Annotated in this window: 16 protein-coding genes, 1 pseudogene and 1 riboswitch; of the genes and pseudogenes, 6 read left to right on the top strand and 11 right to left on the bottom strand. The window is 70.1% G+C overall.

Annotated features, from left to right (window positions below; all coding sequences use genetic code 11):
* The first annotated feature begins 252 nt into the window (after nucleotides 1-252).
* Together AC1UKG_RS21200 and AC1UKG_RS21195 are read left to right on the top strand one after the other, a co-directional pair.
* Nucleotides 253-1188 (top strand): serine hydrolase, encoded by a 936-nt coding sequence (locus AC1UKG_RS21200; protein WP_029125079.1) that lies wholly within the window; start codon nucleotides 253-255, stop codon nucleotides 1186-1188.
* On the top strand, nucleotides 1188-2120 hold the full coding sequence (locus AC1UKG_RS21195; protein ID WP_018743812.1) for a hypothetical protein: 933 nt from the start codon (nucleotides 1188-1190) through the stop codon (nucleotides 2118-2120). Before AC1UKG_RS21200 ends, AC1UKG_RS21195 begins: the two co-directional genes overlap by 1 nt.
* A gap of 68 nt (nucleotides 2121-2188) precedes the next feature.
* On the opposite strand, the gene AC1UKG_RS21190 is transcribed toward AC1UKG_RS21195, so the two are convergent.
* From AC1UKG_RS21190 to AC1UKG_RS21175, 4 genes and pseudogenes are all read right to left on the bottom strand, one after another.
* Nucleotides 2189-3040: a menaquinone biosynthesis protein gene (locus tag AC1UKG_RS21190; protein WP_026271470.1), complete on the bottom strand. Its 852-nt coding sequence runs from the start codon at nucleotides 3038-3040 to the stop codon at nucleotides 2189-2191.
* A gap of 100 nt (nucleotides 3041-3140) precedes the next feature.
* Nucleotides 3141-5270: a HelD family protein gene (locus AC1UKG_RS21185; RefSeq protein WP_482643137.1), complete on the bottom strand. Its 2130-nt coding sequence runs from the start codon at nucleotides 5268-5270 to the stop codon at nucleotides 3141-3143.
* 280 nt (nucleotides 5271-5550) lie between these two features.
* A complete protein-coding gene (locus AC1UKG_RS21180) occupies nucleotides 5551-6804 on the bottom strand; it encodes a peptidoglycan DD-metalloendopeptidase family protein (RefSeq protein WP_475890180.1) in 1254 nt (417 codons plus the stop codon).
* A 101-nt stretch (nucleotides 6805-6905) separates the two neighbouring features.
* Nucleotides 6906-7141: pseudogene (locus AC1UKG_RS21175) on the bottom strand (hypothetical protein); the annotation flags it as partial.
* Nucleotides 7142-7501: 360 nt separating this feature from the next.
* Between AC1UKG_RS21175 and AC1UKG_RS21170 the strand changes: the two are divergent.
* Nucleotides 7502-8260 (top strand): VOC family protein, encoded by a 759-nt coding sequence (locus tag AC1UKG_RS21170; RefSeq protein WP_018743808.1) that lies wholly within the window; start codon nucleotides 7502-7504, stop codon nucleotides 8258-8260.
* Here the strand turns inward: AC1UKG_RS21170 and AC1UKG_RS21165 are convergent.
* The 7 genes from AC1UKG_RS21165 to mqnE all read right to left on the bottom strand — a co-directional run bounded on the left by AC1UKG_RS21165 (nucleotide 8247) and on the right by mqnE (nucleotide 15479).
* A complete protein-coding gene (locus tag AC1UKG_RS21165) occupies nucleotides 8247-9062 on the bottom strand; it encodes an ABC transporter ATP-binding protein (RefSeq protein WP_029125083.1) in 816 nt (271 codons plus the stop codon). The genes AC1UKG_RS21170 and AC1UKG_RS21165 overlap by 14 nt on opposite strands.
* Nucleotides 9059-10159, bottom strand: coding sequence for an iron ABC transporter permease (locus tag AC1UKG_RS21160; RefSeq protein WP_018743806.1), 1101 nt, complete (start codon nucleotides 10157-10159; stop codon nucleotides 9059-9061). The genes AC1UKG_RS21165 and AC1UKG_RS21160 overlap by 4 nt, the downstream gene beginning before the upstream one ends.
* A 32-nt stretch (nucleotides 10160-10191) precedes the next feature.
* Nucleotides 10192-11130, bottom strand: coding sequence for an ABC transporter substrate-binding protein (locus tag AC1UKG_RS21155; protein ID WP_482643138.1), 939 nt, complete (start codon nucleotides 11128-11130; stop codon nucleotides 10192-10194).
* A gap of 81 nt (nucleotides 11131-11211) precedes the next feature.
* Nucleotides 11212-11335, bottom strand: a riboswitch (cobalamin riboswitch).
* An 83-nt stretch (nucleotides 11336-11418) separates the two neighbouring features.
* Nucleotides 11419-13296 carry a M14 family metallopeptidase gene (locus tag AC1UKG_RS21150; RefSeq protein ID WP_018743804.1) on the bottom strand — a complete coding sequence of 626 codons (1878 nt, stop codon included), beginning with the start codon at nucleotides 13294-13296 and terminating at the stop codon, nucleotides 11419-11421.
* A 224-nt stretch (nucleotides 13297-13520) separates the two neighbouring features.
* Nucleotides 13521-13814, bottom strand: a complete 294-nt coding sequence (locus AC1UKG_RS21145) for a DUF4229 domain-containing protein (protein ID WP_018743803.1) — start codon at nucleotides 13812-13814, stop codon at nucleotides 13521-13523.
* A gap of 35 nt (nucleotides 13815-13849) precedes the next feature.
* On the bottom strand, nucleotides 13850-14272 hold the full coding sequence (locus AC1UKG_RS21140) for a hypothetical protein (RefSeq protein ID WP_018743802.1): 423 nt from the start codon (nucleotides 14270-14272) through the stop codon (nucleotides 13850-13852).
* Nucleotides 14273-14309: 37 nt separating this feature from the next.
* A complete protein-coding gene (mqnE, locus tag AC1UKG_RS21135; protein WP_018731207.1) occupies nucleotides 14310-15479 on the bottom strand; it encodes an aminofutalosine synthase MqnE in 1170 nt (389 codons plus the stop codon).
* A gap of 259 nt (nucleotides 15480-15738) precedes the next feature.
* Between mqnE and AC1UKG_RS21130 the strand changes: the two genes are divergently transcribed.
* The 3 genes from AC1UKG_RS21130 to AC1UKG_RS21120 all read left to right on the top strand — a co-directional run bounded on the left by AC1UKG_RS21130 (nucleotide 15739) and on the right by AC1UKG_RS21120 (nucleotide 20066).
* Entirely contained in the window at nucleotides 15739-17328 is a 1590-nt protein-coding gene (locus AC1UKG_RS21130) for an NlpC/P60 family protein (RefSeq protein WP_026325286.1), read from the top strand.
* Nucleotides 17329-18192: 864 nt separating this feature from the next.
* On the top strand, nucleotides 18193-18483 hold the full coding sequence (locus AC1UKG_RS21125) for a hypothetical protein (RefSeq protein WP_018743800.1): 291 nt from the start codon (nucleotides 18193-18195) through the stop codon (nucleotides 18481-18483).
* Between the two features lie 197 nt (nucleotides 18484-18680).
* Complete coding sequence (locus AC1UKG_RS21120) at nucleotides 18681-20066, top strand: DEAD/DEAH box helicase (RefSeq protein WP_018743799.1); 1386 nt, start codon at nucleotides 18681-18683, stop codon at nucleotides 20064-20066.
* The last annotated feature ends 30 nt before the right edge of the window (nucleotides 20067-20096 follow it).

Here is a 20096-nt window from a genome sequence, read left to right as displayed (position 1 = left end):
GAGCCGAGTCACAATCAAGCCATAAATAGGGGCATAAAGCGTGCACCGTCTGCAACTCCCGCCATTTATGACACGCCTTCGCCGGGAACCAGTCTCGGCGCGGCGCGGATCCAGACGTAGACTTCCCGCGGTCACACCGACCCGCTGCCGGCGATCGTTACGTAGCCGAGGCCACCCTGCCTCGACCATGCCGATCCCTCCCCGGCCCTGCGAGCCGGCCCCCTGGCCCCGACGTCTGGAGTTCACCCAGTTATGCGTCCCCGGTTGCTAGCCATCATGGCGGTCGTCCTCGGAATTGCTTTGATCATTCCCGCTGCGTACGCCCGCCTCGACGATGGCGGCACCGACACCGAGGCGAGCGTCCCCACGCCCGTCCCCTCCCCGCCCCCGCCGCCGACCCTGGCCGACGCGCCGGTGTCCGTCGCCTTCGAGGGCGAGTTCTTCTCCTGGGCGCTGATGGACCGCCAGACCGACACGATCTCCGGTGCGGAGAACCTCGCCGACACCAGCTCCACCGAGTCGATGATCAAAGTGTGGTTCGCCGCCGACTACCTGAACCAGCTCGGTGACGAGTCGCTCTCGACGACGATGCGCGACGCCGTCAGCACCGCGATCCGGGACAGCAACGACGACGCGGCGAACCTGCTCTACCGGGAGGTCGGCAAGTCGGCCTCCATCGACCGGATGATCAGCACCTGCGGCCTGACCGACACCAAGCCCGGCACCGTGCCGGGCTACATCGGGTGGTGGAGCTTCACCCAGATGTCCCCCCAGGACGCGGTCCGGCTCGGCGACTGCATCGCCGACGGAACGGCCGCCGGGCCGACGTGGACCGAGTTCCTGCTGGACGAGATGAGCCAGGTTCGGGGTACGACCGCCGCCGACGACCAGAAGGAACGTTCCGGCGGCGGCCGCTGGGGCATCATTGACGGCCTACCCGAGTCGATCATCAGCCAGGGCCCGATCGGCATGAAGAACGGGTGGACGGCGCTGAACTACGACGGCAACTGGCACGTCAACTGCCTCGCGGTGAACGACCAGTGGAGCCTCGCCGTGATGATGCGCTACCCGCAGCAGAACGGGCTCGACTACGGCGCCCAGACCTGCGCGAGCGTCGCCACCCAGCTCGTCACCCCGCAGCCCGGCGCCGCCCTGAAGGTGCCGCAGCAGCCGATCGGGGCCCTCTGATGGCCAGCCAGCCCGACGCGCGGCAGGGCGGCACCTCATTGCTCAAGGTGGCCGCGATCGCGGCCGTCCTGATCGGTTTCGTACTCGTATCCCTCCGCCTGCTACCGGGGTCACCCTTCGCCGCCGAGGCGACAGCGCAGTGGGGGGAGAGTCCAGCACAGGAGCAGTCCGGTGCCCCCACCGAGCAGGCCCAGCCCACGCCATCGCCGAGCCCGACCCTCGAGCCGCTCCCCTTCGCGGCGAACGATCTCGCCAGCCTGGACATCGACGGCTGGTACGCCTGGAGCGTGCTGGACCGCCGTACCGGTGAGATCATCGGCTCGGAAAACATGACCGAGACCAGCACCACGGCTTCGATGATCAAATCCTGGATCGTCGCCGACTACCTGCGCCGCACGGTGGAGGCTGGCAGGACCCCGACCGAGACCGAGCTCGCCGACGCCACCAAGATCATCCGGGACAGTGACAACGCCCTCACCCAGGAGTTCTACAACAACCTCGGTAGATCCGTCACCATCGAGCGCCTGCTGTCCCGATGCGAGCTGACCGACAGCAACGTCGCGGAGGACGGCGGCTGGAGCCGAACCGAGCTGTCCCCGCGGGACACCGCCCGGCTCGGCGAGTGCATCGCCGACGGCACGGCCGCCGGCCCGGAGTGGACGGACTGGCTCCTCGAGGAGATGCGGTCGGTCCGGGGCACCGGTGACTTCGGCATCCGCAAGGCGTTCCCGTCGGCTGCCAGCGAGACCATCGCCATCAAGAACGGCTGGGTGGACCGCACCCGCGAGCAGGAGAACCACGTCAACTGCCTGGCGATCGGCGACACCTGGACAATGGGAGTGATGCTGCGCTACCCGGTCGCGCAGGGTTACCAGGTCGGCATGGACAACTGCCAGAAAGTCACCGAAGCCCTGCTGGCCGACCCACTCTGATCGGCGACCGCGCCGCCAGCTGGTCCGCCAGCAAGCAGGCCAGCCTGGTCAGCGCAGGACCGCAGTGGTCAGCCGACAAAGCGGGCCGGGCCGCCGGCGGGAAGCTCGGGGACAGCGCCGGCGGCAGCGGCCCGGCGGGCGAACTCGCGAAGCCCGGCTATCTGACGGTCACCCAGGCTGAAATCCAACCTCCGAAAGTACGTCGCCAGGGTCTCCGCGTCGAAGCTCTCCCAACGGGCGGCCGCCGCGGCCACCTGGTCCAACTCGGCCAGGCAGAGGTCCCGGGATCGCAGGAACGCCTCGTGCACCTCCTTGACCAGGCCAGGATGGGCGGTGGCGAAGTCGCGCCGTACCGCCCAGACGGCGAAAACCATCGGCAGCCCGGTCCACTCGTGCCACGCCTGGCCGAGGTCGGTGACGGTGAGGCCGCGGGACGGCGCGTCCAGGAAAGCCCGCAGCGCCACATCGCCGATCAGCACCCCGGCGTCCGCCTCCAGCAGCATCTGGGTGAGGTCCGGCGGGCAGCGGAAGTACTCGGGCCGCACCCCGTACCGCTCGGCGAGGAGCAGCTGAGCCAGCAGCACGCCAGTCCGCGAGGTCGACCCGAGCGCGACCCGACGCCGGTCGAGGTCGGCCAGCGGGCAGGTCGAGACGACGTTGACCGAGAGCACCGGTCCGTCACTACCCACGGCGAGATCGGGTAGCAGCAGCAGGTCGTCGGCGTTGCGCAGGTACTCCACCAGGGTGATCGGACCGATGTCCAGGTCACCGGCGACCAGCGCGGCGCTCAACCGATCCGGCGAGTCCTTGTGCAGGTCAACGTCGATCAGGGCACCCGAGCGCATCAGCCCCCAGTAGATCGGTAGGCAGTTCAGGAACTGGATGTGCCCGACCCGAGGGCGCGCGACCGGCTCTACCATGCCCCGACCGTATCGCCGCCACCGCGTACCGCGACGCCGGGTCAGGGCCGGAGTGGCCAACACCGCAGCCGATGCCGCCAACGGGTCCCGGCGACGAGAGTCACGCCGGAGCGGGCACCGCAGCACCGACGAACTGGTCGCGCGCATCGGTGCCGAGCGCTCCGGGCAGCGGACGGGCGTGCAGCACCGTCAACCGGGTCACCGCGCGGGTGAGCACGACGTAGAGCCGGTGCAGTCCGCGCGGTTCCGCGTCCACGATCTCGGCCGGTTCGACGACGATCTCGTGGTCGTACTCCAAGCCCTTGGCCAGCGTCGCCGGGACCACGGTGACGCGCTCGGGGGCGTCGAGCTCCCCGGGCTCTTCGCCGACCGCGACGAGCGCGGCCCGCAGTTCGTCAAGGTATTGGTCAGCGGCGATCACCCCGACCGACCCCGGTAGCGAGCGGGTCGCGGCCAGCTCCGCGACCACCTCGGCGGCCAGGTCGTCCACCCGGCGCAGGACGAGACTGCCGTCCGACCGCAACGACACCGCCGGGGGGACGTTCACCTCCAGCGCGGGCAGGAGTCGGTTGGCCAGCGCCACCACCACCTCCGGTACGCGGAACCCCGTGGTCAACGGCACGACCGGCGCGTCCGGCTTACCCAGATGCCGCAGTGACTCCGCCCAGTCGGTCGCCGACCACGGTGCCGTGCCCTGGGCGAGGTCACCGAGGAGTGTGATCGACCCGTGGGTGGTACGCCGGGCGATGGCCCGACACTGCATCGGGGAGAGGTCCTGCGCCTCGTCGATGACGATGTGGTGCAGGCTCGGCTCCCGCTCCAGGAGCCCGGCGGCCTCGTCGAGCAGCACCAGATCGGCGCTGCTCCACCGGACGCTCTTGACGCTCCGAAAGCGCCGGGGCCAGCGCAGCGCCTGACACTCGGCCTCGGTGAGAATGCCCTCGGCGGCGCGGGCCAGCGCCTCCGCGTCGCTGAGCAACTCGAAGACGAGCGACTGCGGCGTCACCGCCGGCCAGCAGGCGTCGAGGAACTCGACCACCGGTTTGGCCCTTCCCATCCGCCGTTGCCACGGCTCCCCCGGTGACTCGCCGGAGCGCGTCTCGGCCTGGCGTTGCAGCAGACCGACGACCCGGGCGCGGACCCGTTCCCGGCCGAGCAGATACGCGGGATCCTCCCGTCGGGTGTCGTCAACCAGGCGGGTGAGCACGCCCGGATCGATGCGCCACCGGTAGGCGCCGTCGGAGACCTGGATCGCGGAGTCAGCTCGACCGAGCCGGGACCAGAGCGCCCGCCGTAGCACGGTCGCCATTCGCGGGTCGTGCTTGACGACCTCGGCCTCGACCGGATCACCACCGGAGACAGGCACCCGGCCGATGAGCCCCTCCAGGGTGGCCTGCCGCACCTCCAGCTCCCCGAGCGCGGGCAGGACCGCCGAGATGTAGCCGAGGAACGCCGGGTTCGGCCCGAGAATCAGGACGCCGGTACGCCGGAGCCGTTCCCGGTGCAGATAGAGCAGGTACGCGGCCCGGTGCAGACCGACGGCGGTCTTACCGGTTCCGGGCGCCCCCTGGACGCAGATCGAGGTGTCGAGGTCGGCACGAACCAGCTCATCCTGCTCGGGCTGAATCGTGGCGACGATGTCGCGCATCGGCCCAACACGGGGGCGTTCGATCTCCTCGATCAGGATTTTGCTGGTGGTGCCGAGCTCCTCGCCCTGGTCGAGGCGTTCATCTTCGAAGCTGGTCAACTCGCCGCCGGCGAACCCGAACCGGCGACGGATCCGTACGCCCTGCGGGTCGCGGGCGCTGGCCTGGTAGAAGGCGCGACTGACCGGCGCTCGCCAGTCCAGCACCAGCGGCTCACCGAGCTGGTCGGTGACGTGCCGCCGTCCGATGTGGTACCGGCCGGTCACCGGGCCCGCTCCCGGCTCGGGGGCGGCTCCGGGCGCAGGGCCCGCTCCCGACTCGGCGGCCCCGTCGAGGTCGAGGCGGCCGAAGAACAGCGGCGTACGGGGGTCGTCGGCGAGTTCGGCCACCCGCCGGGCCAACGCCACCCCGAGGGTCTCGGCGGAGAAGGGGTCCCCGGCGATCTTCGCGCCGACGGCGTACATGGCTTCGGCGTGCTCGCGCATCGCGTGCAGGGCAGCCCGCGACACGGCCATGTGCGTGCGCTCGGCGTCGAGCTCAGCAGTGAGTTCAGCAGTGTGATCAACGGTGCGGTCGGCAGGCATGACGGCGGTTCCTCCGGGTCGACAGGGTGACCTGGCCGCCTGGCCACCCAGGTCGGGTACCGGCTGTGCCTCGGCGCGGCGCGAGAGCGCACGGATCGACCAGCCTAACCCCTCCGACCGCTCCCATCGACAGATTTCCGCCGGTGGTCGAACCCTGCGAAATCCGGGCGACAGCCCGCTGGGGAGGTGCGGGCTGCGGCCCGATGCCCGCTGGCCAGGCGAGCAACGGGGATCGTCTGGCAGCCGCCTTTGCCGATCGGAAGCCGCCGAAGCGCACTCTTCAGAAGCCGAAGGGTTGGGCGGAGAGCAGGACCTCGGTCACGCCGGAATCGGTTACCCTGCCCTGCCCGTACAGGTCGCTGCCGTTGTTGTCGTACGGGTTCCGGTCGCCGTATCGGTGCAGGGCGCCATCGCTGGTACGGCCGTAGTAGATACCGGCGCCGGGAGACAGCAGGTGGGTGATGTCCTGCCCGGTGCTCGACTTGAGCTCGCCGGACTCCCAGCTACCCACTCCATTAAGCTTGTACGACATCAATCGGTCATCCGAATCCGTACCGAGGATCCAGTCCGGCCCAGTCGTGGTCAGCGTCTTGAGGGTGAAACCACTGCCGACCGTCACCCAATTGACGATCTCACTACCAGTCGGCTTCATCGCGGTCACGGCGTGGCGCTGCAACACTCCCGCCGAAGTGAGCCCATACAGACCGCCGGCACCGTCATAGGAAAGATGGGTGTGCGTCCATCCACCACCAAGAATCTTCACCGGCGGATCGAACACCAACGACGCATCGTTCGTGACCACATCAACCCGATACAGGTCACCCTCCGTCGAGGTCAACAGAATTGTGTTGAAGTTCAGCGTCGCCATCGCCCTCGGCGTGAAACCCAGCGTCGCACTCGACGTCACAGCCTTCAAGAACCGACCTGAACCCGACTCGACCAACGAATAGGTCAGCCTACCGTCCGGCAGGATCCCGTAGATGGAAATATCGCCACAATTAGCACTAACGGCATGGACCGGCGGCGACAGCGGCTCCCCCGGGGGAAAGCCGTCCGTCGTAATCTCCGAGCGGATGCCGTTGAAGTAGGCCTCCACCTTGGCGCCTTCGCGCCGCTGCTCGTGATGCAGATGAGGGGCGCTTGAGTTGCCGGTGCTGCCCACTTTGCCGAGCAGTTGCCCCTGCCGGACCCATTGTCCGGTGTAGACCACCGGGGGTGACTCCATGTGCAGGTAGAGCGACTCCCAGCCCTCGCCGTGGTTGAGCTCGACGTGCCAGCCGCCGCCACCGTCCCAACCAGCAGCCGAGACGGTACCGGCGGCGGCGGCGAGAAGAGGTCGACCGGCCGTGTTGCCACTGTTCGCGAACATGTCGACGTCGTAGTCGTCATGACCGCGATAAGTGGAGACCTGCCAGGATTCGCCGCACGGGAATGGAAGCTGGAAGGAAGGCCGCACACCGGCGGCCCGAGCCTCGGCCGGACGTGCTGTCTCGACCACCACAGCACCGTTGACGGCGAGGGCCAGTGCGGCCAATACCGCCGGGACGGAGCGACGTATTCCAGTTTTCGAGGGCATGGGTCTCCTCGGGGGTTCGCTGAGACGTGCTGGGATTGAAGCGGCCACGGTCAGACACCCCCCGCCGAAGTGAGTCCATGCAGACTCCCGGCATAGTCATTGGAATGATAAGTGTGCGCATCGTTCGTGGCCACATCAACCCGACACAGGTCATCCTCCGTCGAGGTCAACAGAATCGTGTTGACGTTCAGCGTCGCCATCACCCTCGGCGCAAACCCCAATGTCGCGCCCGACGTCACCACCTCCGAAACTGGCCCGAGTCACCCTCAATGGCCGAGTACGAAAGCCCGCCGTCTGACCACACCGACACCAGTTACGGCCAGCTGGCTTCCACGCTGATCGCCGCGTCGCCCACCTACTTATGGTAGCGATATGGGTACCCCGAGACCCTGCACAGCCTGACCTACCTCACCCGACCGGGGCAGTCATCAGCCAGGGGTTATTCGGGGACAGATTTAGCATCTTGTTCAGGAACGCATCTGGTGGCCCACGTGGGGTCCAGCCGCTGCGAAGCCACCAGAAGCCAGGCAGCACGCAAGCCCGAGTCACCTGTTCGCGTTGACGTTTGCCCATTTCCCACCGGACGGGCTGTGGCAGTGTCATCATGCGGTCGGGGCGAGCCACCGTGGCCCGCCCCGGACGAGAGGGGGTTGACGTGGGCATCGTTCCGGCGGGCACCCCCTGCTGGGCCGACCTGGCCACGCCGGACCTCGACGACGCGCGCCGCTTCTACCCGGAGCTGTTCGGCTGGACCGGCCGGATCACGCCCGAGCCCGAATCGGACGGCTACACCGACTTCCTCCGCCACGGCCAGGCGGTGGCGGGTGCTGGGCCGCCGGCCATTCCCGAGCAGGTGCCGATCTGGTCGATCTACGTCGCCGCCGACGACGCTGACCTGGTGGCCGCGCGGGTCGAGGAGGCCGGCGGACAGCTGGTGGTGCCCCCCTTCGACGTGTTCGACCGGGGCCGGATGGCGGTGTTGAGCGACCCGGCGGGCGCGACGCTGTGTGTGTGGCAGCCGGTGACGATGCCCGGCGGCGAGGTCTTCGGAGTACCGGGGGCGATGAGCTGGACCGAACTGGTCACCCCGGACCCGGAGGGCGCGAAGGTCTTCTACGAGCTGGTCTTCGGCTGGCAGCCGGACGAGCCGCCAACCGGTGCGACGGGGCACACCGGCTGGCGCCTCGGCAGCCAGATCGTCGCCGGGATGACCACGCCGCTCGGCGACTTCCCGGCCGGCGCACCCGCGTACTGGTCGGTGTACTTCGGAGTGGCGGACGTGGACGCGACCGCCGCCCGGGCCGCCGCCCTGGGCGGGGCGATCCTGGTGCCGCCCCGCGACACCGCGGCCGGTCGCTGCACGGCCCTGCGCGACCCACAGGGTGCCCTCTTCAACGCGATCACCCCGCCCTGACCTTCGGCATCCCGTCGGGTGCGGAGGAGGGGCGGACGGGTACCACCAGTGGGCCGTGCTCGCCCTCGATCACCTTCACGGTCGCGCGGTAGTGGCGAGCCAGCAGCTCCGTCGTGAGCACCTCCCCGGGGCTGCCGACGGCGGCCACGTGACCGTCCGCGAGGAGCACCATCCGGTCGGCGTACTCGCCGGCGATGGAGAGATCGTGCATGGTCGCGACCACGGTCAGGCCATGCGCCCGGCGGAGCTGGTCGACCAGTTCGAGGACGTCCTGTTGGTGGCCGATGTCCAGCGCGCTGGTCGGTTCGTCGAGCAGCAGCAGGGTGGCCCCCTGGGCGAAGGCTCGGGCCAGGAAGACGCGCTGCCGCTCGCCACCGGAGAGGGTGGCCAGTTCCCGGTTGTGGAATCCGGTGAGGTCCAGCCGGTCCAGGACATCGTGTGCGGCGGCCAGGTCGGCGGGGGACTCCCGGCCCAGCGGCGCGATGTACGGGGTGCGGCCGAGCAGCACGTAGTCCAGGACCGACATCCCGGCCGGCACCACCGGCGACTGGGCCATGGTCGCCACCACCCGGGCCCGCTCCCGGCGACGCAGCTGCTGGATCGGCGTACCGAAGAGGGAGACCGCTCCCTCGGTGGGCAGCAGGCCGCCGACGGCGCGCAGCAACGTCGACTTGCCGGCACCGTTCGGGCCGATCACGGTCACCCACTCGCCCGCGGCGACGGTCAGGTCGACTCCGGTCAGGATGGGTACGCCGGCCAGCCGGACCCGCAGGTCGCGTACCGCCACCGCCGGTGCGCTCATCCCAGCACCCGCCGGGCGCTGCGCAGGACCAGGACGAAGAACGGGCCGCCGAGCAGAGCGGTCACCACGCCGATCGGGATCTCCTCGGGGGCGGCGGCGGTACGGGCGACCACGTCGGTCAGCGCCAGGAACGCCCCGCCGAAGAGCATCGACAGCGGCAGGATCACCCGGTAGCTGGCGCCGGCGAGCAGTCGTACGGCGTGCGGCACGATGATTCCGACGAAGCCGATCAGCCCGGACGCGGAGACCGCGGCGGCCGTCCCGAGCGAGGCGGCGGCGATCAACAGGTAGCGGGACCGTTGCGGGTGCAGGCCCAGGCTGGTCGCCTCGTCGTCGCCGACCGAGAGAACGTCCAGCTCCCGCCGGTGCAGCAGGACCACCACGGCGGTCAGCAGGAAGTATGGCAGGACCAGCCACACATCGTGCCAGCCGGCGGTGGCGAGTCTCCCCAGCAGCCAGGCATAGACCTGTTGGATGCTGTCTGAGTTGCGTTGCAGCAGGTACGTCTGGCCGGCGGAGAGGAAGGCGGAGACCGCCACCCCGGCCAGGATCAGGGTCGCCGGTGATCGGCTTCGGCCACCGGCGGAGCCGAGCAGGTAGGTCAACGTGACCGCGCCGATCGCGCCGACGAACGCGGCCAGCGGGACGGTGACCGGCAGCCCGGTGAGCGCCCCGCCGACGCCGCCAGCGGTGATCACCACGGTGACCGCGAACCCGGCGCCGGCCGCGACCCCGAGCAGGTACGGGTCGGCCAGCGGGTTGCGGAAGACGCCCTGGTAGGCGCCGCCGGCCAGGGCGAGTAACCCGCCGACGAGCAGGCCGAGTACGGCCCGGGGCAGGCGCAGCTCGGTGACGATGGCGATCTCCCGCTCGGTGAGCCCACTGTCGAGGCCGACCCCGGGGAGAAGGTTCAGCAGCTCGACCGCGACGCTGCCGGGCGGCAGGCTGACCGGGCCCAGGGAGACGCCCGCCACCAGGGCGGCCAGGACCGCGGCCAGCCCGGCGACGAGCCAGCCGGGCCGCAGCCCGGCTGGCTGAGCCACGTCCGGCCGCCCCTCCGGCTGGCCGGAGGGGCGCTGGGTTACCACCTGCCGCATGAGAAGGCCTTACTACCGCCGCCGGTCCAGCGTCACGCGGGGACCTTGGCGGTCGCCTCGATGATGGTGCGGAGCAGGTCAACGACGCGCGGGCCCCACCGGGAGGCGATGTCGTCGTCGAGCGCGACGACGTGGTTCTCCTGCACGGCGGTGATCGTCGCCCAGCCGGGTCGGGCCTGGACCGACGCGACGCTCTGCTGGCAGCACTTGGTGTCGGCGAGGAAGACGAAGTCCGGGTTGGCCTTGACGATGACCTCCTCGGAGAGCTGCGGGTAACCGCCGCTCGCGCCGTCCGCGTCGGCCGGGTCGGCGATGTTCTCGAGCCCGGCGAGCGCGTAGAGCGAGCCGATGAAGGTCTTGCTGGTGGCGGTGTACAGCTCGGGGCTGAGCTCGTGGAAGTAGGTCAGCTTCTCCGCCCGCTGGGGCAGGTCGGCGACCAACTCCGCGATGTCGTCCCGCATCTGGCTGACCACGTCGGCGGCCTCGGCGGGGTGCCCGGTCAGCGCGCCCACCTCGGTGAGCTGCCGATAGGTGTCGTCCAGCGTGACCGCCGCCGGGGTGAGGAAGACCGGGATCCTCAGCGTGGTGAGCTGGTCCACGATCTTGTTCTGGTCGTTGGCGAGCAGCACCAGGTCGGGGTTGTGGGCGGCGATCGCCTCGGCGTTCGGCTGGAAGCCGGAGAGATCGGTCTGCGGCGCCTCCGCCGGATGGTTGGAGTTGTCGTCGACCGCGACGACCTGCGGCCCCGCCCCGATCGCGAAGAGCATCTCGGTGGCGGTCGGCGACAGCGAGACGATCTTCTCCGGCTGCTCGTCCAGCGTCAGCGAGCCGACGGTCACCGGGAAGGTCGCGGCGCTGGACGCGCCGTCGTCGGCTGCGGGGGAGTCGGTGGTGTTCTCGGCGCAGCCGCCGAGTGCGAGCGCGGCCACCGCGAGGGCCGCGGTGAAGAACCGGGGGGTACGTCTGGACATCGGGCCTCCTGTCGGTCGAGGAGTTGGTGCTTCGCCGACAGGGACCGAGGTGCCCGTCCACGAGGCGCCCTTCCTCGAGAGCGCGTATCGCGACCGACCGCAGGCGACCTGACTCGTCCCCGGGACACGCCCGGGGCATCACAGTTGCGGGACAGTGCCGGTTTCGCACCGGCTTCGCTGCGGGATGGTCGGTAGCACCGTAGCGCACGGTCGGGCCGGAGCCCGGCGTTGGCCGCAGACGTGTGACGAGGTGGGGTGGGGGCCCCGGGACAGGGCCCCCACCTGGACTCAGGAAACGGTGATGGTGACGTTGTCGACGGCTGCCTCGACGAGGCTCCCGCCGGCGGCGTCCGCCGCCGCCACCTGGATCTGGACCGACTGGCCGGCGTACGGCGTCAGGTCGAGGTTGGCCACCGACCAGGAGGCGCTGCGGTTGGTCGCCGCCCCCGCCTGGTTGAGCAGGGTGGTGGTGCCGCCGCTGTGCACGACGCTGACCCGGAAGTAGTCGGCCGAGGAGGCGTTCGAGTAGTGCGCCAGGTACCAGGCCAACGAGAGGGTCAGCGTGCCGCTCGACGGCAGGGCCACCGCCGGGGAGCGGGCGCTGGTCACGCCGCCGTCGATGTCGTGGGTGCCCGCCGAGGAGCCGGCGAGCCGGCCGGTGACCAGGTCGTTGCCGCCCGCGTACGGGGTGAGCTGCTTGGCGCCGGAGTAGCTGGTCGCCTGGGCGGCACCCCGCTCCCACTCACCGGTGGTGGCGGTGTCGGTGCCGTTAGGGTTGATCGTCCAGCCGGTCGCGGTCTCGAAGGTGTCCGCCCAGACCGTCTCCCCGCCGCCACCGCCGCAGTACTGGTCCTCCTTGCCGATCGCCCGGTACGGGCAGTCGGCGTACTCGGAGAGGAGCAGCACCGCTTCGCGGTTGCGGGCGGTCTCCGCCGGGATGACCTCATCGGGTGGGTAGAAGCCGCCGCCCGCGGCGGAGCCGGGGTACAGCTCGAAGGTGTACGCCCAGATCCCGTGCGCCCCCCACATCCAGTCGATGCTGCTGCCATCGGTGATGTAGAGGTCGCTGGACTGCTGCGGGGTGTAGCCGTTGGTGGCCGCCATCTCCCCGCCGATGGTGGCGAAGGTGTTGTACTGGTCGGCCGTCATTCCCGGGGCGGTGTTGCTGTACGTGTAGCCGAATGGCCAGAGCACCAGTTCGGAGTAGGTGTGAAAGTCGATGTTGGCCTTGATCTGCTGGACTCCGCCCACGACCCGGCTGTCCACGAAGTCGCGCACCGCATCAGTCTCCGGGGCGGAGAAGGGCGACGGGCCCCGGTAGGTGTTCGACGAGGGGGAGCCGGAGGAGCCGCCGCAGCAGCCCCAGAGGTAGTCCCAGTTGCGGTTCAGGTCGGTGCCGACCCAGGACGAGCCGCTGTTCGGCTGCCGGTTCTTGCGCCACGACCGGTACGAGCCGGTGGCGATGTCGTACTCGCTGCCGTCCGGGTTCACGGTCGGGACGATCCACAGCTCCCGGCTGTTGACCACATTGGTGACCCGGGAGTTACTGCCGTAGTTGTCGGTGAAGAGGTTGAGCAGGTAGATCGCCATCTCCACGGTGAGGTGCTCCCGGGCGTGCTGCTGGGAGTTGAAGAGAATCTCCGGTTCGTCCTCGTCGGTCCCGACGTTGTCGGAGATCTTCACCGCCATCAGGTCCCGGCCCTCGTACGAGGTGCCGATGCTGATCTTCCGCGCGATGCTGGGGTGGTCCGCCACCACCTGGTTCACCACCGCCGTCAGCTCGGCGTAGTTGTGGTAGTCGGAGTCGGCGGGCGGAAAGTCGAAGGTGCCGACTTCCCCGTGGTCGTGATCGTGGTCGGTGAGCGTTACCGGAACCTCCTCCAGCTCGAAGCCCAGCCGCGTGATCGCGGCGGCCTCGGCGGCGGTGGCGGAGACGTGCAGGACGCCGTGCTCGGAGTAGTCGATCGCGGCGCCGGTGCTGGCCACCGCGCTGCGGTCGGTCAGGGTACGCGGGCCGAGCACCCGGTACTGGACGGCGGCCGACTCACCGGTGGGGTCTGGCGTGGTGTTCGCGGAGACCGGTGCTGCGGCAAAGGTGAGCAGGCCGAACCCCGCGGCGACGACGAGCGCGAGGCGGCGGCGAAGGGTGGGGGTGCGGAAGGCCATAGACAACCTCCTGATGAGCGCGGGAAAGCTTTCCCGCCTGGTACCGCACACTCCACCACTCAGCGCATGGTCATATCAATATTCTTACATCTATAAATTAGGCAATGATCCCGCCGGTACCGCGTTCTTGCTGCCTGGAGGCCCCGCCGCCGAAGCCGGGACATCCCGGCCCGACGGGCCCGCCACGTCGATCCCGGCGACGGCCCGAGTTTCCCGGCCAGAGATCAGGACTTCGGCGCGTCGCCGCCCGGCTCCGTCGCATCCGTCCCCGCGTCGTCCTCGCCGGCCAGCGCGGAACGCAGCCGCTCCTTCTCCGCGCGCCGCCGCTCGGTGGCGGCGGCCATCTCCTCGGCCATCTCCTCCCGCCACGGCCGCAGCAGGAAGAAGGAGAGCGCCGCCGAGAAGATCAACGCCACCATCAGCTTGATGAAGAGATTCAACTCCACGAACCACAGGGCCGCCAGCACGACGACAAACAGTCCGATCCGGCCCAGCGTGTACTTGACCGCCGCGCTCATCTCCGTACTCCGTTCTCCGCCGTCAGCGGGCGGCCTCAGCCCGTCCTCCGGGCGAGCCACCGCACGCCGTGGAACCACACCACCGCGTACCCCACGGTGAAGGTCGCCGCACCCAACCCGCCGGAGAACACCGGCGGCAGGTCAACGGTGAAACCGGCCACCACCAGACCGAGGGTCAGCCCCACGGCCCCGGCCGCCAGGCCCGCCACCACCCGGGCGGCACCGAACCCCCAGGCACGGAAGTCATCCCAGTAGAGCCAGGCCGGCAGGATCACCGCCAACCACCCGTTGGCCTGGCCGAAATCCCCCGAACCGAGCGAGGTGACGCCCCAGTCCAGTGCCACCAGCGCGAGCACCCCGATAACCCAGCCGGCCAGGCTCACCCCGAGCAGGTCCCCCAGGGTCAACACGCGCCCCTCGGAATCTCGCCGGGGAATTCTGTTGCGCTGCTCGGTCATAGCCCTACGAGGGTACGCGAACCGCCAACCAGCACGATCAGGCCCACACCTGCTGCGGCTGGGCGCGACGCTCGGCGAGCGAGGGCGCGGCGTCGTACTCGCGCACGACGTCGTACCGGGTGTTGCGCTCGACCGGGCGGAACCCGGCATCCCAGATCAGGTCCAGCAGGTCAGCCCGGTTCATGGTGCTCGGCGTGCCGTAGGAGTCGGCATCATGGGTGATCTTGTATTCCACCACCGAGCCGTCCAGGTCATCCACGCCGAAGTTCAGCGACAGCTGGGCAACCGAGAGCCCGTGCATCACCCAGAAACACTTCACGTGCGGGACGTTGTCGAAGAGCAGCCGGGACACCGCATACGTCTTCAGCGACTCCGCCGGCGAGGCCATCGTCGTCCGCGCCTGGATCTGGTTACGGATCTTGCCGTCCGCCGAGTCGACGAAATCATGCTGGTAGCGCAGCGGGATGAAGACCACGAAGCCATTGGTCTCGTCCTGCAGTTCCCGCAGCCGCAGCACATGGTCAACCCGGTGCCGGGGCTCCTCGATGTGCCCGTACAGCATGGTTGACGGGGTCTTCATGCCCTTGTTGTGCGCCAGCCGGTGGATGCGGGACCAGTCCTCCCAATGGCAGGCGTGGTCAACGATGTGCTGCCGCACATCCCAGTCGAAGATCTCCGCACCGCCGCCGGTCAGCGACTCCAGACCGGCGTCCATCAGCTCGTCCAGGATCTCGTCGGCGCTCAGGCCGCTGATCTTCTCGAACCACTGCACCTCGGTCGCGGTGAAGGCCTTGAGCCGGACATTCGGCAGCGCCGCCTTCAGCTCACGGAGCACCTTCGGGTAGTAGCGCCACGGCAGGGTGGGGTGCAGCCCGTTGACGATGTGCAGCTCGGTGAGCTGCTCGTCCTCCATCTCCTTGGCCTTGCGGACCGCCTCGTCGATCCGCATCGTGTACGCGTCCTTCTCGCCCGGCTTTCGCTGGAACGAGCAGTACGCACAGCTGGCGCTGCAGACGTTCGTCAGGTTCAGGTGCCGGTTGACGTTGAACATCACCCGGTCGCCGTTGCGCTCGGTCCGCCGGTGGTGCGCAAGCCGCCCCAACCAGGTCAGGTCGTCGCTGTCGTAGAGGGCGATCCCGTCCGCACGGGTCAGCCGCTCGCCGGCGTACACCTTCGCTTCTAGCTCGCGCTTGAGTCCGGCGTCCATCTCCAGCCCCGTCCCTTCCGCCTGCGGTCCCGGTCGAGCCTACGTGGGCCGGCGCACCCACGGTCAGCGCGGGCGGTCGGCCGCGACGAACCTCACCGCCGCCCGTCGGCGCTACCCGAATTCTCAGCTACTCGTAACCCGGCCACACATCGACACTGCTGCGCGCGTGCGATAGACAGGTAGGCCGAGCGCGATACCACTGGTAGCGTCCGGGCACCTGTGCACCGCAATGCGCGGATTGAGCCAGACAAGGAGTGGAATGGGCGACAGCGGCTACGGACGGCGACCTCGACGACGCCCGGTGATCTCACCGGTCCTCCGCCCGAAGCTCTGGTCCGCGTTGCTGGGCATCATCGCTGCCGGCGCGCTCAGTGCGCCGGTCTACGCCGATCCGCCACTGCCCGACGCCGTACCCGACAGCGGCGCCCGCCCGGTCCTGTCCGGCCCACTGCGCCTGCCCGGCGGTGAACCCCTCACCCCGCCTGCGGCAACTCCGGTCAACAACCTCATCGACGGACCGCTCGCCACCCAGATCTACGCGGCCGAGGCCCGCATCGGCCAACTGAGCGACGAACTGCTCCTGCTGAAGCGGCAGCGCACCGAGGCGGAGACGCAGCTCGTCGCCGCCGAGCAGGAGCTGAACCTGGCCCTGACCGCGCTGGCCAAGGCCCAGTCGCGAGCCGATGCCGCGGCCGCCGAGGCGATCAAGGCGGCTGCGGCGCTGCCACCCGTGCCCTTCGCCGATGATCTCCAGGATCTGAACGAGCTCTCCGGCCTTGCCCGGGGAGAGAAAGTCGCGGTCGGGGAGACCAACGCGGCGACCCGGGAGCTCAACCGGGCGCGCGCCGACGAGCAGACCGCGCAGCAGGCCATGACGGCTGGGCAGACCCGAGTACGCTCCATCAACACCGCCTATGCCAGCACCGAGCAGGCGCTGCACAGCGAGCGGGCGAAGCTCGCCACCCTCCGCCAGGACAACGCCGCCCAGCTGCTGGAACTGGAGCGTCAGCAGGAGGCGGCGGAGCAGGCGCTCGGCGCGCAGTGGGTCGCCAACGAGACGGCGAACGGGCTCGCCGCGCACCCCATCGCCCACGCGGCGGTCGCCTACGCGATGGACCAACTCGGCGATCCGTACCTCTGGGCGGCCGAAGGGCCGGACCGATTCGACTGCTCGGGCCTGATCTGGGCCGCCTACCGCTCGGCCGGCTACCGCAGCCTGCCCCGGGTCTCCCGCGACCAGTACTACGCGACCCGGCACCGCACCGTTGCCCGGACCGGCCTACTCCCCGGTGACCTGCTCTTCTTCGCCTCCGGAGCTAGCTGGACCAGCATCCACCACATGGGCATGTACATCGGCGGCGGACGGATGATCCACGCCCCGAGCAGCGGCGACGTGGTCAAGATTTCCACCGTGACCTGGTCGCGCCTCTACGCGGCAACACGAGTGATCGGCGGGGTCCCCGTACCAACCACGCCCACGCCCACGCCAAGCGCCACGACCGCCCCGACGCCGACACCACCCCCGTCACCGTCCTCCTCGGCCACGAGTCCCTCGTCGCCCTCGGCATCTCCGACCAGCACCTCGTCCCCCACCACCAGCCCGAGCAACACCCCGTCCCCCAGCACCTCCCCCTCAGCGCCCCCGACCAGCACCCCGTCCCCCACCGCCTCGGCCTCAGCACCCCCGACCAGCACTCCATCCCCCACCACCAGCCCGAGCAACACCCCGTCCCCCAGCACCTCCCCCTCAGCGTCCCCGGCCGACACCCCGCCCCCCGCCATCTCGTCCTCGGCCGAGCCGATCGAGCCCCCATCGCCCTCGACGATCGGCAGCTCATTCCTGCCGTAGCCCGGCACGACCACTCCGACCTGCCGTCCTGCGGTCAGGGCCGCGGACCGCAGGGGCGTCCGAGGTGCTGCGACAAACGGCCGGCAGCCCTGCTCCAGCTGTGTTCCCTGGACGAAATGTGGCACGGTGAGACCAGGCATCCCCGGCTCGGGTGGCACGAGTCCGGGTGCGAGCACGGCGCGGAGGGCGAACATGGCCGAGCAGAACGACCCGGTGGACCCGTCCGCCGCCGACGCGGCGGCCATTCCGTCGGCGCCGGGGCAGGCCCGGGTCTACCACCAGGCTGGCCCCAGAGAACCTGAGCCGGTGCAGCCGCCCGAGCCGGCGCGACCGCCCGAGCCGGCGCGACCGCCCGAGCCGGCGCGACCGCCCGAGCCGGTGCAGCCACCCGAGCCGTCCGTTCCGGACCCGACCCCACCGGTGCCCCCGCCGCCGGCGCCTCCGGCCCCCGGCCCCCACCCGCCGGGTCCAGTCCGACCACAACCGGCACCACCCGCCCCGCTGCCACCCGGGCCGCCGGCACCCGCGCCAACCGACCCGGCGCCGACTTCCCCGTTCCCACCACCACCCATCACCAGCGGCAGCACCGGGCCGGCCTCACGAGCCAGCACCCCCACGCCCGGCCCCTTTCCCACGCCGCGCACCGCGACATCGCCGGTCTCCGGAGTCCGCGCGGGTTCACTACCGCCGGCGGCCTCGTCCGACAGCACCCAGGTAATCCGAGCACCCGGCCACCAGCACCCACCCACGGCCTCATCCGACAGCACCCAGGTAATCCGAGCACCCGGCCACCAGCACCCACCCACGGCCTCATCCGACAGCACCCAGGTAATCCGAGGCCCCGGCCACCAGAAACGCCCGGGCATGGGGCACCACATCCCACCGGAGGGTGACCTGAGCAGCCTCTACGGCGACGGTTCGGGCCTGTCCACCGTCGCTTTCCCGGTCAACCCGATGGAGAACTCGGGCTCCCTGACCGGGCACATCCTCGCCCAGGGCCGGACGGAGGCATCGAACGAGCAACCGTCCAGCAATACCCGGGTGCTGGTCGCCCTGGCCGCCTCGCTCGCCCTGCTGGTGGCGATCGGTGTGGTGGTCGTCCTCATCGCCAACAGTGCGCTGGACGGGGCTTTCGAGAGCCTGTTGAGCGGGTGAGCCCGCCCACTGTGTCACGGCGGGTGTACGGCGCGGTGGGGAAGCGCCGTACACTGGCGCGGAAACTGACCTGGCGCGCGCCGTAGCGCGCCCATGGGCGATCTTGCGGGTAATCCGGCGGCATTCCGTCGTGGCGGCCATCGCGAAGATGCGCCCCACTCGAGAGGCCATTCTTGACCACGTCGATCGACCCTGGCATGCCCCCGTCCGTCCCCGAACTCGTCGACTTCGCCGCGCTCGGCCTGCCGCAACCCCTGGTCCGGGCGTTGGCCCGGCAGGGAATCACCACTCCATTCGAAATCCAACGCGCCACCATGCCGGATGCGCTCGCCGGCCGGGATGTCCTCGGCCGCGGCCAGACCGGCTCCGGAAAGACGCTGGCGTTCGGCCTCCCCCTGCTCGCCCGGCTGGCCGCCGGGGAACGGGCCCGCCCCCGGCACCCCCGCGCCCTCGTGTTGGTGCCGACTCGGGAGCTGGCTATGCAGGTCAGCGACGCCCTGTTCCCGCTGGGTCGGGCGATCGGCGTATTCCTACGGACCGCGGTCGGCGGAGTGCCCTACGACCGGCAGATCAGTGCCCTACGACGTGGCGTCGAGGTGCTGGTGGCCACACCTGGCCGGCTCGCTGACCTCATTGAGCGAGGCATCTGTCGCCTCGATGACATTGAGGTAACCGTGCTGGACGAGGCGGACCAGATGGCCGACATGGGCTTCCTGCCCGAGGTCACCGAGCTTCTGGCGAAGACCCCCGCCGACGCGCAGCGGCTGCTCTTCTCGGCCACCCTGGACCGAGACGTAGACGCGCTGGTGCGGCGCTTCATGACCGACCCGGTCACCCACTCGACGGCGCCACCGACGGCAGCGGTGGCAACGATGGATCATCACCTGCTGCTGATCCCGCCGCACGACAAGTTCTCGGTCGTCGCGTCGATCGCGGCCCGGGAGGGGCGGACGATGGTCTTCGCCCGGACCCAACTCGGCGTGGACCGGTTGGTGGGGCAGCTCGCGGCGGTCGGGGTGCGCGCCGGCGGCCTGCACGGCGGCAAGACCCAACGAATGCGCACCCGCACCCTGGCCGAGTTTCGGGAAGGCCGGACGAATGTCCTGGTCGCCACCGACGTCGCCGCCCGCGGCATCCACGTTGACGGCGTCTCGCTGGTGCTACACGTTGACCCGCCGAAGGATCCGAAGGACTACCTACACCGGGCAGGGCGGACCGCACGGGCCGGCGAGACCGGGGCGGTGGCGACCCTGGCGCTACCGAAACAACGCCGCAGCACCCTCGCCATGTTGGAGAAGGCAGGCGTGGCCCCGGCACAGACCCGGGTGCGAGCCGGCGATCAGGCGTTGGCCGAGCTGACCGGAGCACGGGAACCGAGTGGCGTACCCGTTCAGGACGAGCCCGAGCCACGCCGACGGGCGGGCCGACCTGACGGGGCTCGCCGATTCCCGGACCGGCACCGCCGCGGCGAATCGGGGCGTTCCGGCGATCGCCGCCATCCGAGCCGGCCGGCGGAAGGCCGGTCGGAGCGGCGGTCGGGAGATCGACGTTTCGGCGGACGGCCGGCCGCGGGCACCCACTGAGCCAGCCGTGCCGCCTGGCCGGCCTGAGGG

The organism is Salinispora sp. CH2A1_6 (genome assembly GCF_056820975.1).
Note: the sequence above shows the minus strand (reverse complement) of the source record. Positions and strands in the feature narration are given on the sequence as shown.